This is a genomic window from Acidimicrobiales bacterium, from assembly GCA_036491125.1.
GTDB lineage: Bacteria > Actinomycetota > Acidimicrobiia > Acidimicrobiales > AC-9 > AC-9.
Genome location: DASXCO010000181.1, coordinates 88,204 through 112,039 on the forward strand (window position 1 = coordinate 88,204; position 23,836 = coordinate 112,039).

A 23,836-nucleotide genomic window follows, 5' to 3' on the forward strand; every position below is an offset into this window, starting at 1 on the left:
ATCAGGTGGTGTCGTCTGGAGAGCCGGTGGAAGTGGAGGTCCTTGCCGGCCGCCTGCGCAGCGCCGCCCCAACTGGTCCCTTCTCCGAGGTCACTCGCTCCCTCCTAAGGGAATTCTCCAAGCGACTACGCGCTCATCCGGCGGCAAAGGCTTACCCAGAGGTGCAGGCGCTGGCCTTCTCGATCAGGCCTGCGTGGATCAACGAACTACACCGTGAGTGGGACCGTCTGGCCGATGACTTCAGCGTGCTGGTACCCCGCGGGCTCGCCTTCCACGTTCCTCCCGGTAACGTCGACACGGTGTTCATCTACTCGTGGGCCCTGTCCGCGCTGGTTGGGAACACGAACGTCGTCCGCCTCCCGTCGACTGCCACGGATCAGGTGAACGTGATCTGCGAGGTGCTCGGTTCTGTGCTGGAGAGCGACGAGTTCACGTCACTACGGCCCACCGCTGCCTTTGTGCGCTACGGGCACGATGATGATGTGACCGCGGCGCTATCGAAGCTTGCCGACGTCCGCGTCGTATGGGGTGGCGACGAGACGGTATCCCGGATCCGAAGGCTCCCACTGAGCCCGGCAACCGTTGAGATGACCTTTCCGGATCGGTTCTCCCTCGTCGCATTCGATGCCCCAACGGTCACGAGACTCGGAGACTCGGATGTCAACTGGGTCGGACGCGCCCTGTACAACGACGTTTACTGGTTCAACCAACTCGGCTGCTCGTCACCGCGGCTCGTGATCTGGCGTGGTGAGGCGGAACAGTGCATCGTTGCTCGAGATCGCGTGTACCAAGCTGTCGTCAGGGCGTGTGACGAGCGGGGCTACGAGACACCACTGAGCGCCCATCTCGCCAAGCTCGGCTTCGCCTTCAACCTCGCCGCCGAAGGGTCCGCGACCAGCATTCGGTATTTCTCCAACGAAGCAACCGTGGTGGAGCTCTGCGACCTGTCAGCGGTGCGCCGCACGAGCCCCGGTGGAGGATTCTTCCTCGATGTGCGAGTCGACACGCTTCTGGACCTCGTCGACTTCGTGGCGCGGAAAGATCAAACGCTGACGCACTTTGGGTTTGAACGAGCTGACCTCGTCGAGCTGGTGGCGGCACTCAACGGGCGCGGGATCGACCGCTTGGTCCCGGTCGGACAAGCGATGACATTCAGCCGCTACTGGGATGGGTACGACTTGCTACAAGCCTTCAGCCGACGAGTCCAGGTCCTCGACGTTCACCGAGCCGCACCAGCAAACTCATGAGCACCGCACCTTCGCGCGTCGTGGTCGTCGGAGCGGGCGGATTCGGTATCGAAGTTGCGGAGATCGTCGAGGCGGCGTCCCTCCATGGCGGGCCTCGGTTGGCGGGGTTTCTCGACGACGACGAGAGCGCTGCATCCCGGGACCTGCCTGCCCCCGTTCTAGGCACGATCGGCACCGCGGACGTTGGGCCAGACGACGGTGTCGTCATCGCAGCGGGTGACCCGCAGATCCGCCACGCGCTACGAGGCCAATTCGATCCGAGCGCCCGGTGGTGGACAGTGATTCACCCCACCGCTTCCGTTTCGGCTCGCGCCATGCTGGGGCCAGGGTGCGTTGTGGCACCGTTCGCCTATGTCGGCCCCGGTGCCCAGGTGGGTGCTCATGTGGCACTCAACATCTACGCAGGTGTCGGCCATGACGCGGTGGTGGGCAATTTCGCAGTTCTCTCGCCGTACGCAACCCTGAATGGCCACAGCGTGGTCGGCGAGGGAGCGTTCCTGGGTACAGGCTCGGTGTTGACCGTCGGAAAGCGCATAGGCGAGTGGTCGAAGCTCGCCGCGGGCGCGATCGCTTTCGGTGACATCGCGTCGAACAGCCTGGCCGCAGGGAACCCTGCGAGGGGCCGGACACTGTACGCCGGTCCTCGAGCCACACGCGGGTCGTGAATCAGATGGGCGACTCGGACAGTGCCGCGTCCCCGGAGAGTCGTGTTGACCGACGCCGGCCCACTTCCCGGCGCCAGCTGTTCACTCTGGCCGGGGCCGCCGCCATTGGCTCAGCTGGTGCCTCGCTGGCGATGGCGGAGTACCGGCCGACGACAAAGGGGTACGCTGACTCGCTGGCCGTGACCGGGCGAACCTTCGTCACGGACACCTCGAGCGCGGGCATCCAAGCGGCAGTGGGTGACGCTCCTGACGGCGGGCTGGTAGTACTTGCCCCCGGACAGACCTACGGGTTCGATGCAGTCGAGATCGGTGACAAGGCCCTTACACTGGACCTGCGAGGCGCGACGATCGACAGCATGAACGCGGGCCACTATGCCCTCCAGCAAACCACGGCCCGCAAGAGGCTGACGGTCCTCGGTGGCGTGTTCACAGGGGCGGGTCACGGCATCCTGTGGAAGATGCCGCCATCCGACAGCCAGTCCTACGACGTGTCGTTGAGCGACGTGTCCTTCGTGCTCCCCAGCTCGAAGAACGGCCTGACCCTCACCGGCGCCCGTGAGGTCACTATCCGAGACTGTTACTTCGAGACCTGCACGGGCATCTACATAGTGGCGACAGTCAACTCCCACGTCATGGGCTCCCAGTTCAAGAACTGCACAGCGGCGGTTGACTGCGAGGGGACTGGCACCAGCTACGACGCGGGCCTCTTCGTCAACGACGCCACCATGCTTGGCTGCGGTTATGGGATCAAGATCGTGAAATGGGACTACTTCAACGTCGCCGACAGCATGATCGATTACTGCTATCGCCCTCTCAACGTGGCGAACACCGTGACGGGCACGGTGAACAACAGCTACCTGACTTGTCCTGTCAGCATCGGAGGAGTGGCCTATCCCGCTGTCGATATCACTTCGTCAGACCACATCAAGATCGCCAACTGCGTGATCCGCACGCATACCGACCTACCGGTACAGTCCCTGGGCATGAGGATCAGCGGCACCCCGCGTACTCAAATCATGCACAATACCATCGACTTCTGGCAGAAGTTCGGCGTCCAGATGGTCGGAGACAACGCGTTCACGAGATTCACCGGCAACTACATCCACTCCGTCAGCCCGACGACAGGACCAGCAGCGATCCGCGGGGCGAGCAACGCCTCGGAGTCGTCATGGTGCCTGATTGGCAACCAGTTCAGCGACGCGCTGTCCAACGTCCATGCGGACTATACGGACATAGGCAACTACACAGGAGAGGGATGAGCCGTGGTCGAGGAGCTGTTCGTCACTGTGGCCGCTTTCGAGCATCATGGCGTCTGTCCGAGAGGTCCTAGCACAGTTCGCTCCCACGTGGACCGCCATGCGGCGAACGAGTATTCTGCGTCAGCAACAACGCGGGCGTAGGCGCCCATCTTGCTCCGGGACTCACCCGGCAGTGACAAGAGCTCGAGAACGGCCTCCATCCACTCTCCCTCGGTAACGGGCGTCGGCATGCCTACCGCCTCGAGAATCTCCTGATTGACTCCGATGGCTGTCGCTACTGAGGGGACGCCGGCGGCGCAGTACTGGAGCAGTTTGTAGCCGCACTTCCCCGAAGAGTCTGCATCAGCTGGCAAGGGCATGATCCCAACGTCGAAAGTACGCAGTAAGGCCCTTTGCGCTCGAGGTGACCACAAGGACTGGTTCGCCATCGTGTCAAGCGGACCGAGCGACACCGGGCTAGGACCGAGAACGCGCAATCGAGCGCCAGTCCGCCTGTGGATCTCGAGAAGAGCACCCGTGAAGCTCCGCAAGGAGGAGATGCTCGATGCCGAGCCTATCCACCCCAATGTGGGAGGATCAGATAAGTCGAAGTTCACCTTCGGCTCGTAGTCATCGAGGTCGACGCAACTTGGGATGACAACAACGTCGTCGTTGAGCGTTGCGGCCCATTGCCCCAGGATCCTATTGCCCGCAATGACGCGATCAGCGGTCTTCACGGCCGCGCGCGCTCGCGGTGCGGGTGGGGCGAGGCGGCGCACCAAACTACCCTCTCCCCGGTCCCACATCAGGGCATCATCGAAGTCGTAGACAGAAAACTCTGCACTTCGCAGGAGCCGACTTTCGAGCCTTCCGTTGCCGAACGGAGAGGCTTGGCGCTGCAGGAACAGTAAACGGGAGCGCGACCCGGCAAGCCGGCGTAGGCGCCGTTCAGCCTGAAGAACTGCGAGAGGATGGCGCGCCAGGAGGCTGGGCCGCGCGGACGCATAACCCAGGTAATCTGTGGGCCGAACATCGAGGCCCATCCGGCTGATCCACTCGTGGACGCGGATGCGCGTACTGGGAGCGTCCGGACCGTATGGAGTCACGAATGAGATCGGGGAGGGTGTCATAGCCTCCTCCGGCGTGGCGACACCGGATCGACCAGAGTGCCCGAGCGAAGGGCAACGTCACTCACGGCCCTACACCGAGCTCATCGTATGCAGCAAACAATCGCCGGAATACGGCCGCTTCGCGATGATGGGTGCTGGCGCGATCGAAGCTGGCTCGGCCCATCCGGGCTAGTTCGAGCGTGGGAGTCTCAGCAGCCTGTCGAAGCGTGGAGGAGAGACCACTAGGATTACGTGGAGGAAACGACCACCCGTTGACTCCGGGTTCGACCAGCTCTCGACAACCACGAATGCCACTGGCCAACACGGGAAGACCCGCGGCCATGGCCTCGATGATCGATCTCGGCAAGCCCTCCCGCCAACTGGGCAATACGAAGACGTCGGCACTTGCAAGTAGGCGACGAATGGCAGCAGCGTCCAACGATCCGGTGAAGCGGACGCGGTCACCTAGGCCCGCTGCGATGTCATGCGTTTTGGCCATGACCCCGCCGCGATCCGACGGTAGCTCGGATCCGACGACCGTGAGATCCACGGAGTCGACTTCTCGGAGCGCCGTAAGCAGATCCAGCAGCCCCTTCGCCCTCGTAAGCCGGCCCACGTACACCGCTCGAAGCCGCCCTCGACGGCGAACGCGTCGATCCTCTCCCGTGAACCACCCGTCTTCGACTCCGTTGCCGAGGTAGCGGAGACGGCCGCAATACCCACTTTCACGAGCGTGATCAAGGTCCTCCCTGGACTGGAAGAGCAGTAGGTCCGTTCGGCGTGATAGAAGCCGTTCGATGTGAGCAAGGTATCGATCTGAACGGCCGGATGAGTCCGCTTGGTACGACAGGCCGTGGGCCGTGAACACCACTCGTGGCCAACCACTCGAGCCCAGCGCCAATGCGGCTCGGCCCGGAATCGACGCTGCCGGCGTGTGAAAGTGAACGACACGAGGGCGGCAGGTGCGAATCAATCGCTTGAGCTCCCACATGGCGGACATGAGGCTGCCGGGCTCGAACTTTCGAGGGAACCGTATCGGATGCGGCTCAAAGACATCCAGAGACGGGTGAAAGCTCCGCCCCTCCGGCGCACAGGCGAGTGTCACTCGATAGCCCTTGTCCCTCAGCGCTTGGAGCTGCGGCAAGAGCAGGGTGCGCGCCGTGATCTCGATGGCTGTGACATGGAGAATCGGCCCGCGGTCGTTCTTCATCTCATGATGCCCTGCGCCGCTGCGGCAGACTCAGTAGTAAACCAGGCGACCGTGCGCCGCAGTCCTTCCTCGAGGCCTACGCTCGGGGTGAATCCGAGACACCTGCTGGCCTCCGAGATGTCGGCATAGGAGTGCCGAACATCCCCCGCTCTGGGGCCTGCATATTGCGGACTCGTGTCGGCCCCCATGATCTGACGAAGTGACTCCAAGAGCTCGATCAAGCTATGAGGGTCGCCGCAGGCGATGTTGAAGGCGGCACCACTGCACTTCTCTCTGGGCGCCATTGCCGCGGCGAGGTTCGCTGCCACGACGTCTTCCACGAATGTGAAGTCGCGGGTCTGCTTGCCGTCGCCGTGTACCACCGGCGGTACCTGAGACCGAAGTGCATCAATGAAGAGAGGGATGACGGCCGCATAGCGAGAGTCAGGACGTTGGCGCGGGCCGTACACATTGAAGTAGCGGAGTGAGACGGTAGCGAGACCGTATTGCTCCGCGAAGACACGGCAGTACAGCTCTCCACCCAGCTTGGACGCGGCATACGGGGACCGAGGATGAAGCCCCGCCGATTCGGGGGTCGGAAGCTGGTTCGCACCCCCGTAGACGCTGCTCGAAGACGCAGCCACGACTCGACTGACTTCGGCATCCAACGAGGCCTTGAGCACAGTCAACGTCCCGTGGATGTTCGCGACGTCAGTGCTGAGCGGGTCCTCAACTGACTGGAGCACAGCACGGTGTGCGGCTTGGTGGAACACGACGTCGATACCGTCTACGACGTCTGAGACGATGCCCATGTCGGCGACGTCGCCCTTGACGAACGTAGCTCGACCATCGACGTTTTCCAGGTGTCCAGAGGACAGGTCATCCAGCACCCGGACCTCGTGGCCAGAGTCGAGCATGGCACGCACCAAGTGGCTGCCGATGAACCCAGCACCTCCGGTAACGAGCGACTTCATGACGCAGCTCGAGACCATCTCGTCATGCGAGGCCCGGTAGTGGTAGCTCGCCTGCGCCTTCTCTGATGCAGAGCGCGGAGCCTGCGTACTCCAGCAAGCACCGATACTCGGTTGCGATACGAATCGAACACAAGCTGGTCTCGATAAAAATTCAGAGTATGTGGACCGCGCTGGTGCCCCAGACGTATCTCGCCGAGAAGGACCTCACTGTAACGATCTGGGGTCAGGACATGGACTTCGAAGGCGATCAGTCCGTCTCCATAGCCGGATGTGGATGTTTGCCCGAATCTGATAAGCCGCTTGTCAAGCTTTAGCAGACCACCACCCATTCGAGACCCTTGCGGAGAAATTCTGACTGGGCTGGCTGGGTGAAGATCGAAGTGTCCATCAATGGAGCTCGAGGACCATAGGAAAAGGGCGCCGTTCCCGACGGACGGGATATTTCCGAAGAGATAGAACCTCCCCTCGTGCTCGGCCAGCGTAGGATCCACAACGGGCGTCGAGCCTGCTATCGACAGCTCCTTCTGCTCGACCATGCGCTTGTCCTCGAGGCCGTAGATGATTGGCGAGGACCAGCTGGCAACTTCCGGAAGAATGAACTCGGACCCACGTAGGCTGATAGTGCAAGGATAGGAGTAGTGCGCCCCGCTGTTGTTTGATAGACGACGCTGCCCGTCGTCTGACACGAGCAGGATTTCTCCCAAGCCCGTTCGCCTATTTACGGCTTCAACGACGACCCCGCCTAGCCCCTCGCTGAAGAAGGGGTCGGCGAAGAAGAGTTGGGACCGTGTGACTGGTAGCGTCCTCCAATCGCGCGGGGACGGGAAGGGTCGACCCGTGATTACTGCTTCGACTCGATCGGGCGAGCAGTTCGCCAGAGAGACATTCCACCTCTTCTCGACGAACGCCCCGTAGCAGAGGCGCTTGAGGAGGCTGAAGGCCATCATGAACAGCAGGCTCACGACGGCCGTGTTCGACGGGAGGGCGCAATTCTCTCTAGGGATGGTGGCTGGGACTGATCTGCCGAAACAGACATTCTCGACCGCTTCTTGGAGAAGGAAGGGCGAGTGTCGGTAGGCCTCTATGAGAGTCGCCCGTAGTGAGTGAGCATACACACGGGTTTCGGCAAAAGCGGCGCATGTTGCGTCATCCGCATTATTCGTGAGGACCCTGACCATCTGGCCCATGGTTGATTCGCCGTGGACCACTTCCCAAAATCCCTCAGACGCGCCGGGGTGGCGTTCCGGGCCACTGTAGTGATAGGAGATGATGGGCGGCAGCTTTGGTTCCTGGGGCAATGTCAACAGGCCCATCCCGAGCTTGACGACCACATCGAAGCCGGCGGTCGAAAGGTCCGTCAGGACCGTGGCAGGAAACGACTGCCGAGCACCTTCATGCTGGGACTCGAACGTGATCGTTCGAGCGATCCGCTTGGTGCCCGTGGTAACGGGCACACGTGCCGTCATCGGGTTGCGCATGGTCAACCGGCTCAAGGCGTGATGGGCAGCGTGCTGTCGTGGCGGACGCGTTCTGCGGCTGTTGGAGCAGGAGAGAACCGTGATCTCGTCGCAACTCGTGACCGAATTCAGAGCTTCAAGGCCAAACCTCGGGACCTGGCCCTGATCAGTTATCACAGCGAGCTTCACTCCGAGCATCACAGGCTCGCCCTCACAGGTGCTCGACTCTCTCGCCCTCGAGGTGTCTCCTCGTATCGAGCACCAAGTGGGCGGAGGCTGCTATCGAGTCGAAGTCGAAACTGTCGTGGTTCGTCAGAAGCACCACGGCGTCGGCCGCGGCCACCTCCTCCGAGCTGGCCTCGACCTTCACCACGCGGGAGTCGACGACGTGCTCCTCGACCACGTGCGGGTCGGCGGCCACCACGTCCGCCCCGAGGGCGAGCAGCCGGCGAGCGATCATCATCGCTGGTGACTCTCGGGCGTCACCGGTGTTGCGCTTATAGGCCAGGCCGAGGAGGAGGATGCGGCTCCCGTTCAGGGTCTTCCGCTCCCGATTGAGAGCGACAACGAGGCGGCTCACGATGTACTCGGGCATGTGGTCGTTGATGTCGTTGGCCAACTCGACAAACCGGAACGACCGGCCAAGCGTCCGCCGTACCCGCCACGAGAGGTAGCTGGGATCGATAGGTAGGCAATGACCTCCCACCCCAGGCCCAGGAGAGAATCGCATGAAACCGAAGGGCTTGGTGGCGGCCGCGTCCATGGCCTTCCATACGTCGATGTCGAGATCGTTGGCGAACATGGCGAGCTCGTTGACAAGTGCGATGTTCACATGGCGGAAGGTGTTCTCGAGGAGCTTCGATAGCTCGGCCTCTCGAACCCCGGACGTGGGCACTGTCGACTCGACGATCGTGTCATAGAAGCGCCGCACGGCGGCGAGCGAGGCGACGTCGACGCCGGAGACCACTTTGGGGGTGTTCACCAGGTCCCAACTGGAGTTACCGGGGTCGATTCGTTCGGGGCTGTACCCGAGATGGAAGTCAGCGCCGGCAAGGAGGCCGGACCCCTCCTCCAGGATCGGCCCTACGAGCTCCTCGGTGGTACCGGGGTAGGTCGTCGACTCGAGAATCACCGTCGCGCCTGGGCGCAGGTAGCGGGCCAAGGTGGCAGCAGATGACTCGATGTAGGACAGGTCAGGGTTGCCTTCTCGCAGTGGTGTTGGGACGGTGATAATGGCCACATCGAACCCTGCGCAGGCCTTGGGCTTGGTCGCCGGCTGGTATCGGCCGGACGCGACCGCCGCGGCGAGTGTCTTGTCGGACACGTCCTCCACGTACGATTCGCCTGCGGCCAGGCGCTTCACTCGGGCCTGATCAGTGTCGAGGCCCACCACACGATGCCCGACCTCCACCGCCCGCATGGCCAGTGGAAGGCCTACGTAGCCTTGGCCCACCACCACCACGTTCTGCTGCTCAGCCCGAGCGAGGCAATCTTGCATGTCACGTCCCTCCGATATGGTGTTCATTCCCGAACCGGTGTGATCAGTCTCGCGGCGGCAAAACACACTCGACGGCCGGCGACGTGGAGCCGATCGGCCTTCGAGTGCCCGTCTCCCATACGGCGGGAGGTCGAGAGGCCCGGGTCGCCCTCCGAGCGAAGATGGTTGGCAATCAAGGCCAGCGCGGTGAGGGGCGGTACGCAGGCCAATAGCAGAGGCAGCAGTCCGTGCCAGCCGGTGGCCGCCAAGGGCACCTCGCTGATGATCGTGAGTGCGACCACGAGAAGCACAACGAGGGCAAATCCCGGTCTGGGCGTTCGTTCGCGCAGCTTGGCGGATCCGCAGAGGCGGACAAAGTAGAGGGAACCACCAGTGAGACCGACGGCGGTCCCGACAACTACGCCGGTGACACCGAAGAAGAGCGCCAACGGCACAGTGAGGACCACGTTGATGATCATGGCCACCACGGAGTACCTGGTCTCGAGGCCGGGTCGGCCGACAGCTCGCACGAAGCAGGTACGCATGCCGGTGATACCTACGTGGAGCGTGAAGCCGGCCATGAGCACCACGGCAACGAGCTCACTGACTGCAAAGCCGTTGCCTAGCCACGCGCGCACACCGAAGCCAACGGCGGCGGTAGCCACGGCGCCATATCCGAGAACCGCCTGGAGCCACTGGCTTCCCAGAACGCGGAACTCGGCAACGGCGCCGTCCCGACCTCGAGTCGCGAAGACCTCGGTCATCCTCGTGAGGAGCGGTGGAAACGCGTAGGTGGGGAGACTCCTCAGGGCGACCGCGGCTTGGTATCCGACCGAATACAGCCCGACATAGCGCACCGGTAGCAACAGGGCAATGACTAGGGCGTCCGTCTCCCCGGCGACGAAGGTGACGACGCCCGAGATCTGCATTGGGAGCGCAAAGCTCCAGATGTCGCGTCGCATCGCCACGTCTGGCATCACTGGGCGACTCAGTCTCATGTGCCGACCGCCGATGAAGAGCCCTATGACGATCACCACGCCGTACCTGACCGAGAGGGCTGCGATCAGGGCACCGAAACCTCCACCCCCCGCCACGAGCACCATAGCTGTCACGACGTAGCCCACGGCAGAGCATGCTGAGACCGCGGCCAGCGGGGCGAAGCGCTGATTGGCTTGCAGCAATGCGGTGACGCCGTCACTTATGAGGGCGAGGGCCAGCAATGGGCCGAGGAAGCGAATCGCCTGTACAGCGTCGTGTTGAAACGGTCGGGGGATGCTCGCCAGGCCTATGATCTGTGACCCGAGCAACAGCGCGATGACCCCCGCCAGCACGCCCAACAGGAGGAACAGCGCCGAAGATCCGACAAGGAGTCGGCCTGCACTTGCCCGGTCGTGACGGGCCCCATAGAGCGCGAAGAACCGCGCCAACGAGGGGATCATGCCACCGTCGAGTGCAGTCAGTGTCGCCAGGAGGACGAGGGCGAGCGACCAGATGCCGAACCGGTCGAGTCCGAGCCTCGCGATCAGGAAGGGTGTGAGGATGAAGGTGGCAAGCAACGGAAACAGCTGCGAGACTCCGCTGTAGCCAATACGCGTCAGGAGCGGCGCACGCTGAGCGACCCGACCCCTGGTGATGCTCGACCCGTTCCCGCCTTCTTCTACACGGCTGCACTCGGTGCCTGGCTGACGAACCGCACGCCAGCGCTGAAGCCCGTACCTATCGCGTGCCATCGTCGTCACCATGCCGACGCGCTGTCAGCAGTTGAGCCGTGTAGCAGCGGTAGCCCTCGACGGTGTGTCTCAGCTCGCGCCAATTCCCTGACAACCCAGCCTTGAGGCATCGTGCCGGCAACTCAACAGCAAGGTTGAGGGCGACCAAGAGTCTTGCCTTCCAGCGCGGCCAGTATCGAGCAGCGTAGGCGTCGCGACTGCGCAAGCTGTAGAAGAGGCGCTTGGCTCGCACCTGGTCCGAGCTCACGTTCCCCTTGTGATAGACGTGGACGTTAGCCAAGAAATACGAGCTGTATCCGAGTTGGCTAGCACGGAACGAGAAGTCAACGTCCTCGTAGTACAGGAAATATCGCTCGTCGAACCCACCCAGCCGCGAGAGGAGTGAGCGCCGCACAAGGAAGAACGCTCCGATCACCTGGTCAACGGGACGACTGAGGACGGTCTCCGCCGGAGAGAGCTCTTGGCTGGGGAACCACCGTGGCAGGAGGAGGTTCAGCCCGATCATCTTGGCGAATGCACACCTGAGTGATGGAAAGCGTGAGCACGAGTTCCCGGGGCTGTCATCTTCTTCCGTCATGTGGCCGCCGCAAATCCCGACTCTCGTGGCCTTCTCGCTCTGCATGAACCGCACAGCCGTCGCCAAGGACTGCTCGGACAGTTGCGTATCGGGGTTGAGGAACAGGACGTAGTCAGCGTGGCTCCCAGCCGCACCTTGATTGCACGCGGCCGCGAACCCACGGTTCTCAGAGTTTCGTAACACCTTGAGGGGTAGGGCCAAGGTGTCCAACCTCGCCAGCGAGTCGTCTGTCGACGCATTGTCCACGACGACGACGGTGGTGACGTCGGCATCGGAATCGTCGATCTGTTCAATCGACTCCAGGCACCGGAGGAGGTATCGTCCGGCGTTCCAGTTGACGATGACGATGTCGACCGAAGGCTCCCGCTCAACATGCGGTAAGGGGCTCGTGACGGACATCATCCCGTGACCCGCATTGTGTCAGGCTGCTGTTGCTGTTCGGCGGCTGGCGCTCCAGGTGAACGCGACAGCAAGTTGGGCGATTGTCTCGAGAAGATGACAAGGCTGGCGAGAATCCATGTAGCCGTCCCGAGCCAAAACACCTGGAACGTGAAGATGCTGCTGAAAAGGACTCCTACCCAGACCGCTCCCAACGACGTCCACAGAGCAGTACGGCGCTTGCGGGCAAGAGCATCTAGGACCACTGAGACGGCACCGAGCAAAATTCCCTCGCCAATGATGCCGGCGACGCCGAAGTCGTAATAGGCATCGCCCACCCACGTATAGACGTTGTAGCTGTACGGTATCTGCACGAACTGAGCAACGGTGTTCGGAACTTGCACCCGTGAATCGACAAGTTGCGCGACCCGGGGGACGATCCAGATGGTGCGCAGACTTGGGCCTGCGGCGGGGTCTCGGTGGCTGTCCAACGCCTGACTGAGAGCAACGGGAGCGCCAGTGAAGAAGAGAGTCGTCGGCACCAGGGAGCTCGGAAGCGGTGATGCGTCCAGCGTCGCTATGTGCTGTGTCTTGTTCAGTACCACTTCCTGGTGATGGAAGTAGAGTAGGCCACCGATTGCCGCCAGGGCAGCGATCGTGACTCGCCAGACGCTGTACCGGCGCCGACCTCGGCGCGATGTGTACAACCAGGTAATTAGCGCTGCAACAGCCGTGATGTAGGTCAAGGTCCGAGCCGGATCGGTGGTTATCAGCACCAATGCCAGGATCGTGAACGCGTAGCCCCATACGATACGCCGACCAAGAATGACGCCCCCACAGGCGATGACTGGCGCGAGACTGACGAATATACCTGAGAGACTAGAATTTGCGTTTCCGTGCTCGCTCAAATAGAGGACCTGCTGGGGCTCGAGTGAAGAGAACCCTGACCCTCCACCGGCTGCAGCGCTGATCGAGTTGCGGAAGATGAAGACGCCATAGACGAAGAGGATCGTCGCTATGAGCAGAAAGACCGTCAGGCGGACTGTGGAGGAATCGGGGTGAGTGGGGTTGTGGTCCTCGTTGGAGCGCAGTCGCCGGGCAAGCTCTTGCCCCCCCAAGCATCCCAGGAAGACCGCCCCGAGTCCCAGGGCGAGGAGCCCAGCTCCCCGTGCGGTCAGGGGTCGCAGATGGAGAAGGTTCGGTACGAGGGACAGCAAGATGACGGTCCACAACGCGAAGTACATGACCACGGGATGAAGCCACCGACGGAGGACGGCGGCCGATGCGACGGTCAGGAAGGCGCCGAGGATCGCTAAGGCAATGGCGGGGGTCATCTTCGCCGACTCCGCCGGTAGTTCGTACCGGGCACCCACTGCGGGCTTACGGTCCTCATCACGCAAGCCTCTTGGAGGACATCTGTGGAGCCAGATGGAGAATGGCGTCGACGACGCGCTCTATGTCGCTATCTGACATGTTCGAGCCGCTCGGCAAGCAGAGCCCCTTCGAGAAGATCCGTGATGCCACCTCGCCTCCTCTGGCGGAAGATCCCGCGTAGAGCGGCTGCAGGTGCATCGGCTTGAGGATGGGACGGGCCTCGATGTCGTCGCCAGCCAGAAAGTCGATGACGTCGTCGCGAGACGCGCCAAAGACAGCGGGATCGATCATTAGGCAGGTCAGCCACGACGTGGGGATGCCATAGTGAGCGTCCGGCATGAAGTGGACGCCGGGGAGCTCATCCAGGGCGGCACGATATTCGGCATTGATCGCCCGCCGGCGGGCAACCCGCTTCGCGAGTGTCTTCAACTGCGCGCGACCGAGGGCGGCCAGGATATTGCTCATGCGATAGTTGTATCCGACCTCGTTATGCTCGAAGTGCAACGCAGGCAGGCGGGCCTGGTTTGACAGGTGTCGCGCACGCGCCATTGGTACCTCGTCGTCGGATACGAGCATCCCCCCACTACTTGTGGTGATGATCTTGTTGCCATTGAAGGAGAACGCGGCCAGGTCGCCCAACTTGCCAGCCGGCCGATTTCTGTACGTTGCCCCTAGGGCTTCGGCAGCGTCTTCGATGATCGCAACACCGTATGGTTCGCAGCATGAGCGTATTGCGTCATAATCGGCGCATTGTCCGTACAGGTCGACCGACAGCACAGCTTTGGGCTGTCGACCGCGCCTTGCCCTCGCGGCAAGCTCTTCTGCGAGCAAGGTGGGATCGAGAGTCCAAGTATCCGGACTGCTGTCGATGAACACTGGTTGGGCCCCCACGTAGCGGACCGCGTTGGCGGTGGCGACGAAGGTCAAGGTCGGCACAACGACCTCGTCCCCAGGCCCGACGCCCGCGACCAAGAGGGCAAGGTGCAAAGCAGCCGTACCGCTCGACAGCGCCAAAGCGTGATCAGTTCCAACGGTGTCGGCAAACTCGGTTTCGAAAGCGTCGACGTGCGGACCGAGCGGCGCCACCCAGTTCGAGGCGAGGGCATCGAAGACGAGGCGGCCTTCCTCGTCCCCGAGATGCGGCGGAGAGAGGTAGATGCGCGTCACAGGATCACCGATGATCGCCGCCCTGATTGCCTCCGGTGCGGGACGCGTGCCATCGCTGCCTCACCCCGGATTCGCAACATCGCCCGTTGCCAGAGGATCATCGAGGTTGGTGGCCTCGAGACCAGAGCCCCGCAAAACTGCCGAGGCCGTGGAGGCCAGGATCGACAGATCGAGTGCGATGGACTGCCGATCGATGTATTCGAGGTCCAACCTGATTCGCTCCGACCAATCCAGCGTGTTCCGGCCCCGTACTTGTGCCAGCCCGGTGAGGCCGGGGCGGCTCGCAAGGCGTCCTCGTTGCCGCTGGGTGTAGCAGCGGACCTGAAGAGCCAGTGCCGGTCGCGGCCCGACGATGCTCATATCGCCGCGGGCGATGTTCAGCAGCTGAGGTAGCTCGTCAAGGGAAAGGCGACGCAGGAGCCGGCCGACCGGCGTGATCTCGTCTGGCGTGGGGAATAGCGAATTGTCGGGACGATCGAACATTGTGCGGAGCTTGTAGAGGCGAAACGACCGCCCGCCGAGGCCCACACGCTCCTGACGGAACAGTATCGGTCCGGGCGACGACAGTCGCACTGCGAGCGCGCACACCCCACCGAGCAGCAGGGCGGGCAGGCCGACGCCGATCAGCACCGTCCAGTCAAGGGCGCGCTTTCCCCGGTACGCCACCTTTTCGGGAAAGATGTCGGTAGCCATCTTCGGGTCACTCGCCTCGTGGTGAGGTCGGGCTGAATGAATAGTTGGGAGAGGACGAGGTATTCCTGAACACCGGCCCGGGAACGGAATGCCCGTCGCTGGATCCGTTGCTCACCTCGTGTAGCGGGGGTCGGTGGTACCCGTAGGTGCTCCCATATCCGTGGGCGGCCTGCCCGACAACCTTGTTGAGAATGGTGCCGACCACTGGGCTATCTACTTGGTGCAGCACCTCGAGCGCCCGTCCGACCTCCTTGGCCCTCGTCTTGCCCGAAGATGCGACGACAAGGGTGGCGTCGGCAGAGCGCGACAGGACAGCGGCGTCGGTCATAGGCAGTACCGGAGGGCAGTCGAGAAGAACTACGTCTGCTTGGCATTTGGCACTCATCAGCAGGTCCGTGGTGCGCTCCGAGGCGAGAAGCTCCGCCGGGTTCGGCGGCATCGGGCCAGCCGCGAGCAGCGACACACCATTCTCACCGGGGACGGGCTGAAGGGCGTTCTCGAGCTGACGCTCGCCCAGGAACACGGACGTGAAGCCGAACTCGTTCGTCAAACCAAGGAATTCGTGGATACGGGGAGCGCGCAGGTCGCAGCAGACGATGATGACCCGCTGACTAGCACGCGCAATCGTGACGGCGAGATTGGCGACTGTCGTGGACTTGCCCTCTGAAGCGCTGGAGCTGGTGATCTGCAGGGTGCGTATCGGGCTGTCGGGATGCAGGAATTGAATAGCGGTGCGCAGGTTTCGGTAGGCCTCGGCCGCAGGCGCGTGCGGGTCGTTCAGGGAGATAGTCCCGGCCTGGGACTTCTTCCTCCAGCCAGCGACCCTCGGAATGAGTCCCAAGACGGGAACGCGGGCGGCGGCGCGTTCGAGATCCTCCTTTGTCTGGATCGAGTCGTCGAGACTGTTACGGAGAAAGGCCAGCCCGATTCCGACGATCAGCGAGACAACGAGGCCGATCAAGGCATTCACCAAGATTCGCGGCGAGCTGGGAGACGTTGGAACCGAGGCCGGAGACGCCACTTGGGCGCCACCCGTCTCGACTGCGCTGTTGACCTGAAGCTGCCCCAACTGGGTTCTGAACGCAGCCTGCTGGTCGGCAAGCGCACTCTGCGCGGGGTCCTGGGGCGAAAGTGCCGCCATCTGCCGACCCAGGTCACTGATCCTGCCCTGGATCTCCGCCGCCGCCGCGAGCTGGGCGTCCACGGCCTGGGTACGTCGGACACCCACGTAACTAGTTGCAAAGGCGTTCGCCACGGCGGAGGCGCGGCGTGGGTCGGTGCTCGTGGAGGCAATGCTGATGACGTCCGTCTGGCCCACAGCCTGTACTGACGGCGTCGGGACGGGACCCACCTGCCGGGTCACCGCGGCCCGGACCGGAGCACTCGTGATGAGCTGAACCTGGGTGTCGATGTCGGACGGCTGGAGCTGGATCGTGTTGTTGGGGCTCAGTGCCTGGGGTGTGCCGCTCGGCTGGATGAGAACTTGGGCGGTGCTCGTGTACTTGGGTGTCTGCAGGAACGAGACGGCCAGCGTGCCCGCCACACCGAGCACGACCACCAGCGCGATCAACAGCTTCCTTCGCCTCAACACGCGCATGCAGCCGGCCAATTGTGATTGTGCCGTTGTTGGGTCAGTGGCCAAGGTAGTGACTCCTTAGTCGATTCTTTGGACCGTCAAGCTGGGCTCGCGACCCTCGAAGCCCCACCTCACCGGAGGCGGGACCGCTACCCAGGTCGACGAAAGCATCGAAGACGAGGCGCCATTCCTCGTCGCCGACGTGTTGAGGGGATAGATGGATCCGTCTCATAGAGTCAGCGATGACTTTGGGGGCGGACGGACTTGGCCATTGTCGATGGCCTCACGAAGGGAGGTGGCGCTGTAGATTCTCCCGCCGAGGTGTAGCCATGTCGTATAGCTGCCGAAGTTGACCTTGTAACCCAGCAATGAATCGTTAGGCCTGCTGGTCAGGCCGCCGCCCAGAAGCACCTCATCGACACCCGCGTCGCGCAGTCGCTCGAGTCCGTGCCAAAGCGCGAAATTCGATGCCCCCGCCTCTGCGCCCCAGCGCGCGGCCAGATAGTGAGCGGCCCGTGTTCCAACAACAAGAAAGAGCCCGGCTGCACCGCCAGCCTCTCCCTCGACCTCGACCAGCATGAAGTGGCCACCAGCGCGGGTTGCGAGGCTATCGAAGTACTCGGGCCCAAAGCGCCACCGCGGGCTGGCGTCGAGGCGGTCCATCGCTGCGGTGTATCTGACGGAGAAGCGGGCCGCACCGTCCAACGTGAAGTCGGATACGGAGGTCGGGACCTGTCGCCGAATGTGACGGATATAGCGACGGCGCCGCCTTTGCATCGCCTCCCAGAGCTTCGGCAGCTCGCGAAGCCGAACCAGGCAGATCTCCTTCTCTGGCTTGCAGGACCACGCCTCCGCGATCGCCCTACGGTCCGGGAGCCACGGACTCAGGAGAACCACTTCCTCGATTGCTCCGAGCGAGGGTATGTGCTCGTCCAGCTGTCGACGAAGCTCCGCCGCCGCCTTCCCCACTGGTCCGTGGCTGCGAATGTACGGGCCGCCGTACTCGGGAGTCCGAGCCATGAGCGTTCCGTTCGACAGTGGGCAGAGTACGATCACGTAGACAGCCGACCAGTCCGAGCCCTGAGCCTGGATCAATAGCGGGCGAGTACCGTCCGCCGCCGCTACCGCCGCCAGATAGGTCCGGTCACAATACGGCTCCGGAGGCAAGTCACCAGCCACGAGATCCCATTCCGGATCTTGAATCTCAATCGGCCTGATCACTTCAGCGCTCTCCGCAGTCCTGGTGGTCGATTGCGATGCGCAAGAGTCATGGTCCCGACTTCGCCGTGTCGCTATGTGCAAAGGGATCATCGACTGGATGGCCCCCAACTCCAGAACCTCGCAATACAGTCGGGACCGTGGAGGTCAGGATCGACAGGTCAAGTGCAAGGGACTGCCGATCGATGTACTCGAGGTCCAGCTCGATTCGCTCCGACCAAGCCAGCGCATTTCGGCCCCTAACCTGAGCCAGCCCGGTGAGTCCGGGGCGGCTTGCGAGGCGTCGTCGTTGTCGCTCGGTGAAGCGCTCAACTTGAAAGGAGAGAGCTGGTCGGGGCCCGACAATGCTCATGTCACCGTGGGCGACGTTCAGCAGCTGGGGCAGCTCGTCAAGTGAGAGGCGGCGCAGCCACCGACCGACCGGGGTGATGTCATCCTCTCGAGGGAACAAGGAGTTGCCTTCGGGGCGGTGGCACATCGTTCGGAACTTGTAGACGCGGAAAGAGGACCCCCTCAGGCCCACACGTTCCTGGCGGAAGAGGACGGGACCACGAGAAGTCAGTCGGACTGCTAGCCCGCAGATCAGACCGAGCATGAGGCCCGGAAGACTGACGCTGATCAGCACGCTCCAATCAAAAGCGCGCTTTCCGCGATAGATGGCGGGAGCGTGGAGGAATCCGCCGTCTGTGGCTGGGAGATGTCTGCTGAGTCGCTCAGTGGACACCACGCGTGGCTCCCTCCTCGACCTCTGTTGCGCCAGCCAGGGTGAGCTGGACCTGGTGTTCCAGCCCGATCTCGTTTGCGGCAGGATGGCCGCACATCTCTCGTAGGGTGTAGATCAGCGCGCCCGAGTCAACATGTGCGTCGAGATGGCGCACGGCTTCGGGATCCAATGGGGGAACGGGGACATGCGAGATCAGTGGATGGAAAGCCCCACCGCTCGCCTCTTCCCTTTGGCCGAACAGGACCTCGTGCAACTTCTCCCCGGGCCGGAGCCCAGTGAAGACGATGTCGACCTGGTGATCGGCTCGTTCTGCCAGCCTGCGAGCGACATCGGCGATCCGGACGGGTTCTCCCATGTCGAGCACCAATGACTCGCCGGGACGGCCAATGGCTCCAGCCTGGATGACCAGTTGGACTGCCTCCTCCACCGTCATGAAGTAGCGGGTCACCTCGGGGTGAGTGACGGTAATAGGTTTCCCTGCTGCGATCTGGGCCTCGAAGGCCGTCAGTACTGAGCCCCGCGTGCCCAGAACGTTGCCGAATCGCACGCTCAGGTAGGTGCCTGTGGCGACCGCCGCTACGTGAGCAGTCAGGCGCTCGGCCAGTCGCTTCGAGTAGCCCAGGACGCTGATCGGGTCCGCCGCCTTGTCGGTGGATATATTGACGAATCGCTCCACCCCGAACGCAGCTGCCTCCTCGAGCAGATTGAGACTCCCCAACACGTTCGTCTTGAGCGCTTCGTCTGGATAGCGCTCGAGCAGCGTCAGATGCTTCAGAGCGGCAGCGTGGAAGATGACCTGGGGACGACGCTGCTCGAGCAACTGATGCACTCGACGCCTGTCGCGGATGTCGAGGACGGCGAGATCAGGTGAGTCCAGCAAGCCGATCCCATCGACAGAGAGCTGCACGGCGTGCAGTGCAGACCCATCCTGGTCGGCCATGATCAACTCGGCCGGAGCCAGCTGATGGAGCTGCCTGCACAGCTCGGTGCCGATCGATCCCCCGGCACCCGATACAAGCACTCTCTTGCCGGTGATGTAGGCAGCGATGGCGGGGACGTCGGTATGAACCTCTTCCCGTCCCAACAAGTCGGCCTCGGTCAGGTCTCTGATGTCGGCGAGCCCGATGCTGCAATAGACGAGCTCGCTGACTCTGGGAAGCACCTTGACCTGAGCCCCACACTCGGAGGCCAACCGGTTGATCTCGGCAACGAGCCGGCTGCCAGCGCTCGGTATGGCAATGAGCACTACGCGTGCGCCAAGCCGCTGCACCGCGTCCTGCAATGCAAGCCGCCCACCCACGACGGAAATGCCCATGATCCGGAGGTTTCCCTTCGCCGGATCGTCGTCCAAGATGGCCACAGGCAGATAGCGCCCCCGGTGATCCCGCATCATCGCCCGGATCACCTCCGAGCCGCCCTCCCCGGCGCCGAACACGAGAACCCGCGTGCTGCCCTTCCCGTCCGGACGGTATCCGCTGTCACGGCGGAGCCGCCAGAGATAACGCACGGCGCACATCCAGACGACGGCGACGAAGCCGCCCCCGATGATCGTGCTCACGGGCACCAGACGCGGGCCACCTCCCAGGCCACACAACAGGTCCAGCCCAGCAACTGCGGCCGAGGTCAACGCGACCGTGCTCGACAGGGCCGCGACCTCCTCGAAGCTGGCGAACCACCACCGCCCGCTGTAGAGCCCACAAGCGGTACCAACGAGCACTTGCGTCAGTACGACGAAGGGAAGAAACAGCGCCACACGTTCGAGCTGGTCACCACTCGGCTCGAAGTTGAACCGCACGATGGATGCGACGAGAAGAGCGAATGCCCACCCGGCTCCATCGGTTGCTGCCTTGAGGGCATCTCGCCGCCGAGCGAAGCACGAGACTCTGAGCTCGATCTGCCTCGCGAGCGACCGCAGCCGGGCCTCTGCCCTTCTGCCCGGTGTGCCTGATATGGCGTAGGTCAGACTGGGTTTCAAGCCGGCCCTGCTCACAGTTCACGCCGCCGGTATCCGGGGCGCGGGCGAGCTTCGAGCGCCACCGACACAGGAGCGACGTCCGAACGGACGCCGAGCCTCACCTGCACGTTCTGCTCGTGGGTTCTGACCATGTTCGGAGAGAGTCTCAGCCTTCTCGCGATGGCCTCACGCCGGGGTAGTTCGATCATGGGACGGCGACGACGTCGAGTGCGTTTCTCTGAACCGTAGAGAGCAGCGGCTGGACGAACATCACCCTTGAGGGTGGATCCTGTGTTCGCTCCAGGGTCGGATCAGACGTTCATCCCGAGCGGGCCGCTAGTAGTCGAATAGGGCATATCTCATGACGAACTCCGTCGAGCCCACCAGGTCTACTCAGGCATGGCAGAGGATGTACTTGCTTCAGCCCGTTAGCGACCACCAGCAAGCGGCTGGACGTGAGAATCGTTAGGCTCGAGAGAGTCGAAAGAGCAAGAGGTCAATCGTGCGCGCGTCCCGACTCGATCCGATGGTGGACCTGTTCGTCCGTGAGTCGGGCCAGGTCGTCCTCCAGAGGTCGCGGTGTCCAGCCGGGAGAGATCGACGGTACGGTGCCTAGAGAGTCGCACTGCCCGTTCGTCCACGAGCGCTATGACGAGCTCTTGTCCGAGCGCGAGGAGTAGGTCCGGATGAAGAGCTTGACGGGCAGGGTCGCGGTTGTCACCGGCGGGGCCGCAGGGATCGGTCGGGCCATGGGGGAGCGCTTCGCGCGGGAGGGGATGCGGGTCGTGCTCGCCGACGTGGAGCAGGGCGCTCTCGACCATGCCGTAGAGGCGCTGCGCTCGCAATCGCTCGAGGTGACTGGGGTGATGACCAACGTGGCGAGCTACGAGTCGGTCGAGGCACTGCGAGATGGCACCCTCGAGCGATACGGGGCGATCCATCTGCTCTGCAACAATGCGGGAGTCGGTGTCGGCGCCGAAGGGGCACTCTGGGAGCACGAGCTCAATGATTGGCACTGGGCTTTCGGGGTCAACGTCTACGGCGTGATCCACGGCATCAACGCCTTCGTCCCCGCCATGATCGCTGGCGGTGAGGAGGGCCACGTCGTGAACACCTCGTCGGGAAACGGTGGGGTCTCACCGCTTCCCGGCACCCCCCAGTACGCCGTGACGAAGGCGGCCGTCGCGACCCTCACCGAGTGCCTCTACGCCCAACTCAAGGAGGCCGGCGCACCCATCGGCGTCTCGGTGCTGTTTCCGGGGCCCCACATCTTGCGAACAGGGATCTTCAGCTCATGGCGCAATCGCCCGGCGGATCTGGCCAAGGAGAAGCCGCGAAATGCGCCCTATCTGGCTATCGAGGACCTCGAGGCCCAGATGGAGGCGGCAGGCATCGAGGTCCGCTACACCGAGCCAGCTGAGGTCGCCGGGCAGGTTGTCGCCGCGGTCGAGGCCGATGACTTCTGGATCCTGCCGCAGAGCACACAGACCGACGAGGTGATCCACGCTCGGGCCGAGTCGATGCTCAAGCGGGAAAACCCGACCTATCATCGCCCGGTACTGCGCGGCAGTCGAGGGGAGCCGCTGCAGCTTCTTTGACTCCATCGAGCGATCGACGCAGAGAGGCACCGGTGGGCAGCCCGTCCTGGGATAGCAGGTGATGCGCTTCGCTAACGTCAGACGATGGCGACGTGCGGCAGTCGTGGTCATTCTGGGCGCCGTCGTGGCGATCGTTGGAGCAAGCCTCAGGCTCTTTGTCTGGCCTGCAACTGACCCGCCAGGTCGCGTGGACGCCATCGTGGCGTTGGCTACGAGTATCCCCCGTCGGGACAAGGCGCTGGCCCTGGCACGAGCCGGCTACTCCAGAGTGGTCGTCGTATCTACCACCGTTCCCCACGAAGTTCCGTGCCCTCAGCCGGAACCAGGAATCGACATTCTCTGCTTCCGGCCTGATCCGCTTACAACTCAAGGAGAGGCCCGCTACGTGGGGCACCTGGCAGCCGAGCGCAATTGGCGCCGCATCATGATCGTGCCTACCACTACTCAAGCCACGAGGGCCCGCCTGCTGTTCGAGCGCTGTTACACGGGTCAGCTGCTTGTCGTCCCCGCCCGAGACCTAAAGAGTGTCCTCTATGGGGTCGCCTACGAGTGGGGGGCATTGGCCAAAGCGATCTTCCTGCGCCAGGGCTGCTGACGGAAGGTGCCATGTGGGTGCGCCACCAATCGAATCTACGTAGTCCGGTCAGCTCGACGACAGCGGCGCTACCGCCGGACCTGCCGGCGTGCTCCTCTCGCGGCTTCTATCGTTCAGGTACGAATCGTTGAGTGGGCAGGGACATGGCGCCCGACGAAAGGAGCCTCTCGTGGCATTAGGTGAGGTAGTCGAGATCGATCAGGCGACGTTGTTGGTCCAGGGCCAGGAGTTGATTGCGCCCAAGGGGCAGCCTGACGTCGCCAATTCAATTCTTCACCTGACGGGTGACACGCTCTTCCTCATCGACACGGGAGCCACAAGAGCCTTCCGCGATGTCCTGAGCGCCGCGGCTCAGGACATCGGCGCCTGGAGACATCTCGTGGTGTTGACCACCCACGGCCATGTCGATCACATCGGCAACAATGACCTGGCCGATCAGCTGGCAGACGACCACCGCGCCACGGTGCAACATCTCGTGCCGGCCAAAGAACTTGCCCAGATGCGCGATCCACTCGCCTACTGGACTACGTCCTTGCGTCGCCTCGTTGGCGTGCTACCTGGCTACGACCACCCCGAGGAGATGGCGGCCCAACTCGTCTCGATCTTCGAGCCGCTCCAACCGTTCGGTGCGACAACCACCACCTTTGAAGATGAACCCATCGAGCGGCTTGATATCGGGCCACTCTCGCTGACGGGGTGGTCGTTCTGCGACGGGGCCGTGAACGTGGTGCGCAGTCAGGGCCACTGCGCAGGGCATGTGATGGTGCATATTCGCGACAGCCAGTTGCTGCACCTGGCCGACGAATCCAACGGGCCGTGCGGCGCCATGCACGACGCCGATCAGCTCAAGATCCTCACCGCGCTCAGCCACGCGGCGACGCTCGTGGAGTCCGGCC

The 23,836-nt window shown here is 63.1% G+C and carries 17 protein-coding genes; 6 read left to right on the plus strand and 11 right to left on the minus strand.

What is annotated here, in order from left to right:
* The first annotated feature begins 26 nt into the window (after window positions 1-26).
* From VGF64_14790 to VGF64_14800, 3 genes are all read left to right on the plus strand, one after another.
* Window positions 27-1,247, plus strand: a complete 1,221-nt coding sequence (locus tag VGF64_14790; GenBank protein HEY1636029.1) for an acyl-CoA reductase — start codon at window positions 27-29, stop codon at window positions 1,245-1,247.
* A complete protein-coding gene (locus VGF64_14795) occupies window positions 1,244-1,912 on the plus strand; it encodes an acetyltransferase (protein ID HEY1636030.1) in 669 nt (222 codons plus the stop codon). The genes VGF64_14790 and VGF64_14795 overlap by 4 nt, the downstream gene beginning before the upstream one ends.
* A 179-nt stretch (window positions 1,913-2,091) precedes the next feature.
* Window positions 2,092-3,171 carry a hypothetical protein gene (locus VGF64_14800; GenBank protein HEY1636031.1) on the plus strand — a complete coding sequence of 360 codons (1,080 nt, stop codon included), beginning with the start codon at window positions 2,092-2,094 and terminating at the stop codon, window positions 3,169-3,171.
* 2,294 nt (window positions 3,172-5,465) lie between these two features.
* On the opposite strand, the gene VGF64_14805 is transcribed toward VGF64_14800, so the two are convergent.
* From VGF64_14805 to VGF64_14855, 11 genes are all read right to left on the minus strand, one after another.
* The gene (locus VGF64_14805; GenBank protein HEY1636032.1) at window positions 5,466-6,422 is read right to left on the minus strand and encodes an NAD-dependent epimerase/dehydratase family protein; all 957 of its coding nucleotides are present in this window, start codon (window positions 6,420-6,422) and stop codon (window positions 5,466-5,468) included.
* On the minus strand, window positions 6,419-7,888 hold the full coding sequence (locus VGF64_14810) for a hypothetical protein (GenBank protein HEY1636033.1): 1,470 nt from the start codon (window positions 7,886-7,888) through the stop codon (window positions 6,419-6,421). Before VGF64_14810 ends, VGF64_14805 begins: the two co-directional genes overlap by 4 nt.
* A 202-nt stretch (window positions 7,889-8,090) precedes the next feature.
* On the minus strand, window positions 8,091-9,377 hold the full coding sequence (locus VGF64_14815) for a nucleotide sugar dehydrogenase (GenBank protein HEY1636034.1): 1,287 nt from the start codon (window positions 9,375-9,377) through the stop codon (window positions 8,091-8,093).
* Window positions 9,378-9,400: 23 nt separating this feature from the next.
* Entirely contained in the window at window positions 9,401-11,086 is a 1,686-nt protein-coding gene (locus VGF64_14820) for an oligosaccharide flippase family protein (protein ID HEY1636035.1), read from the minus strand.
* Window positions 11,073-12,065: a glycosyltransferase family 2 protein gene (locus VGF64_14825; protein ID HEY1636036.1), complete on the minus strand. Its 993-nt coding sequence runs from the start codon at window positions 12,063-12,065 to the stop codon at window positions 11,073-11,075. Before VGF64_14825 ends, VGF64_14820 begins: the two co-directional genes overlap by 14 nt.
* On the minus strand, window positions 12,062-13,441 hold the full coding sequence (locus VGF64_14830; protein HEY1636037.1) for an O-antigen polymerase: 1,380 nt from the start codon (window positions 13,439-13,441) through the stop codon (window positions 12,062-12,064). The genes VGF64_14825 and VGF64_14830 overlap by 4 nt, the downstream gene beginning before the upstream one ends.
* Window positions 13,434-14,582 carry an aminotransferase class I/II-fold pyridoxal phosphate-dependent enzyme gene (locus tag VGF64_14835; GenBank protein HEY1636038.1) on the minus strand — a complete coding sequence of 383 codons (1,149 nt, stop codon included), beginning with the start codon at window positions 14,580-14,582 and terminating at the stop codon, window positions 13,434-13,436. Before VGF64_14835 ends, VGF64_14830 begins: the two co-directional genes overlap by 8 nt.
* Window positions 14,583-14,642: 60 nt before the next feature.
* The gene (locus tag VGF64_14840) at window positions 14,643-15,275 is read right to left on the minus strand and encodes a sugar transferase (GenBank protein HEY1636039.1); all 633 of its coding nucleotides are present in this window, start codon (window positions 15,273-15,275) and stop codon (window positions 14,643-14,645) included.
* A 7-nt stretch (window positions 15,276-15,282) separates the two neighbouring features.
* Window positions 15,283-16,872 carry a polysaccharide biosynthesis tyrosine autokinase gene (locus VGF64_14845; protein ID HEY1636040.1) on the minus strand — a complete coding sequence of 530 codons (1,590 nt, stop codon included), beginning with the start codon at window positions 16,870-16,872 and terminating at the stop codon, window positions 15,283-15,285.
* 207 nt (window positions 16,873-17,079) lie between these two features.
* Window positions 17,080-17,514 (minus strand): hypothetical protein, encoded by a 435-nt coding sequence (locus tag VGF64_14850; protein ID HEY1636041.1) that lies wholly within the window; start codon window positions 17,512-17,514, stop codon window positions 17,080-17,082.
* A 1,268-nt stretch (window positions 17,515-18,782) separates the two neighbouring features.
* Window positions 18,783-20,588 carry a nucleoside-diphosphate sugar epimerase/dehydratase gene (locus VGF64_14855; GenBank protein HEY1636042.1) on the minus strand — a complete coding sequence of 602 codons (1,806 nt, stop codon included), beginning with the start codon at window positions 20,586-20,588 and terminating at the stop codon, window positions 18,783-18,785.
* Window positions 20,589-21,433: 845 nt separating this feature from the next.
* On the opposite strand from VGF64_14855, the gene VGF64_14860 reads away from it, so the two are divergent.
* The 3 genes from VGF64_14860 to VGF64_14870 form a co-directional block, all read left to right on the plus strand.
* Complete coding sequence (locus tag VGF64_14860; protein HEY1636043.1) at window positions 21,434-22,345, plus strand: SDR family NAD(P)-dependent oxidoreductase; 912 nt, start codon at window positions 21,434-21,436, stop codon at window positions 22,343-22,345.
* A 385-nt stretch (window positions 22,346-22,730) separates the two neighbouring features.
* Complete coding sequence (locus tag VGF64_14865; protein ID HEY1636044.1) at window positions 22,731-22,940, plus strand: hypothetical protein; 210 nt, start codon at window positions 22,731-22,733, stop codon at window positions 22,938-22,940.
* 169 nt (window positions 22,941-23,109) lie between these two features.
* Window positions 23,110-23,836, plus strand: a 727-nt coding sequence (locus tag VGF64_14870) for an MBL fold metallo-hydrolase (GenBank protein ID HEY1636045.1), incomplete at its 3' end; no start/stop codon positions are given.

Bases quoted from the DNA above. Each gene is read 5' to 3' on its own strand.
- VGF64_14840 (HEY1636039.1), bottom strand. From the start codon at position 15,275: ATGGCTACCGACATCTTTCCCGAAAAGGTGGCGTACCGGGGAAAGCGC.
- VGF64_14795 (HEY1636030.1), top strand. From the start codon at position 1,244: ATGAGCACCGCACCTTCGCGCGTCGTGGTCGTCGGAGCGGGCGGATTC.
- VGF64_14850 (HEY1636041.1), bottom strand. From the start codon at position 17,514: ATGGACCGCCTCGACGCCAGCCCGCGGTGGCGCTTTGGGCCCGAGTAC.
- VGF64_14810 (HEY1636033.1), bottom strand. From the start codon at position 7,888: ATGACGGCACGTGTGCCCGTTACCACGGGCACCAAGCGGATCGCTCGA.
- VGF64_14805 (HEY1636032.1), bottom strand. From the start codon at position 6,422: ATGAAGTCGCTCGTTACCGGAGGTGCTGGGTTCATCGGCAGCCACTTG.
- VGF64_14860 (HEY1636043.1), top strand. From the start codon at position 21,434: ATGAAGAGCTTGACGGGCAGGGTCGCGGTTGTCACCGGCGGGGCCGCA.
- VGF64_14815 (HEY1636034.1), bottom strand. From the start codon at position 9,377: ATGCAAGATTGCCTCGCTCGGGCTGAGCAGCAGAACGTGGTGGTGGTG.
- VGF64_14820 (HEY1636035.1), bottom strand. From the start codon at position 11,086: ATGGCACGCGATAGGTACGGGCTTCAGCGCTGGCGTGCGGTTCGTCAG.
- VGF64_14825 (HEY1636036.1), bottom strand. From the start codon at position 12,065: ATGATGTCCGTCACGAGCCCCTTACCGCATGTTGAGCGGGAGCCTTCG.
- VGF64_14845 (HEY1636040.1), bottom strand. From the start codon at position 16,872: ATGCGCGTGTTGAGGCGAAGGAAGCTGTTGATCGCGCTGGTGGTCGTG.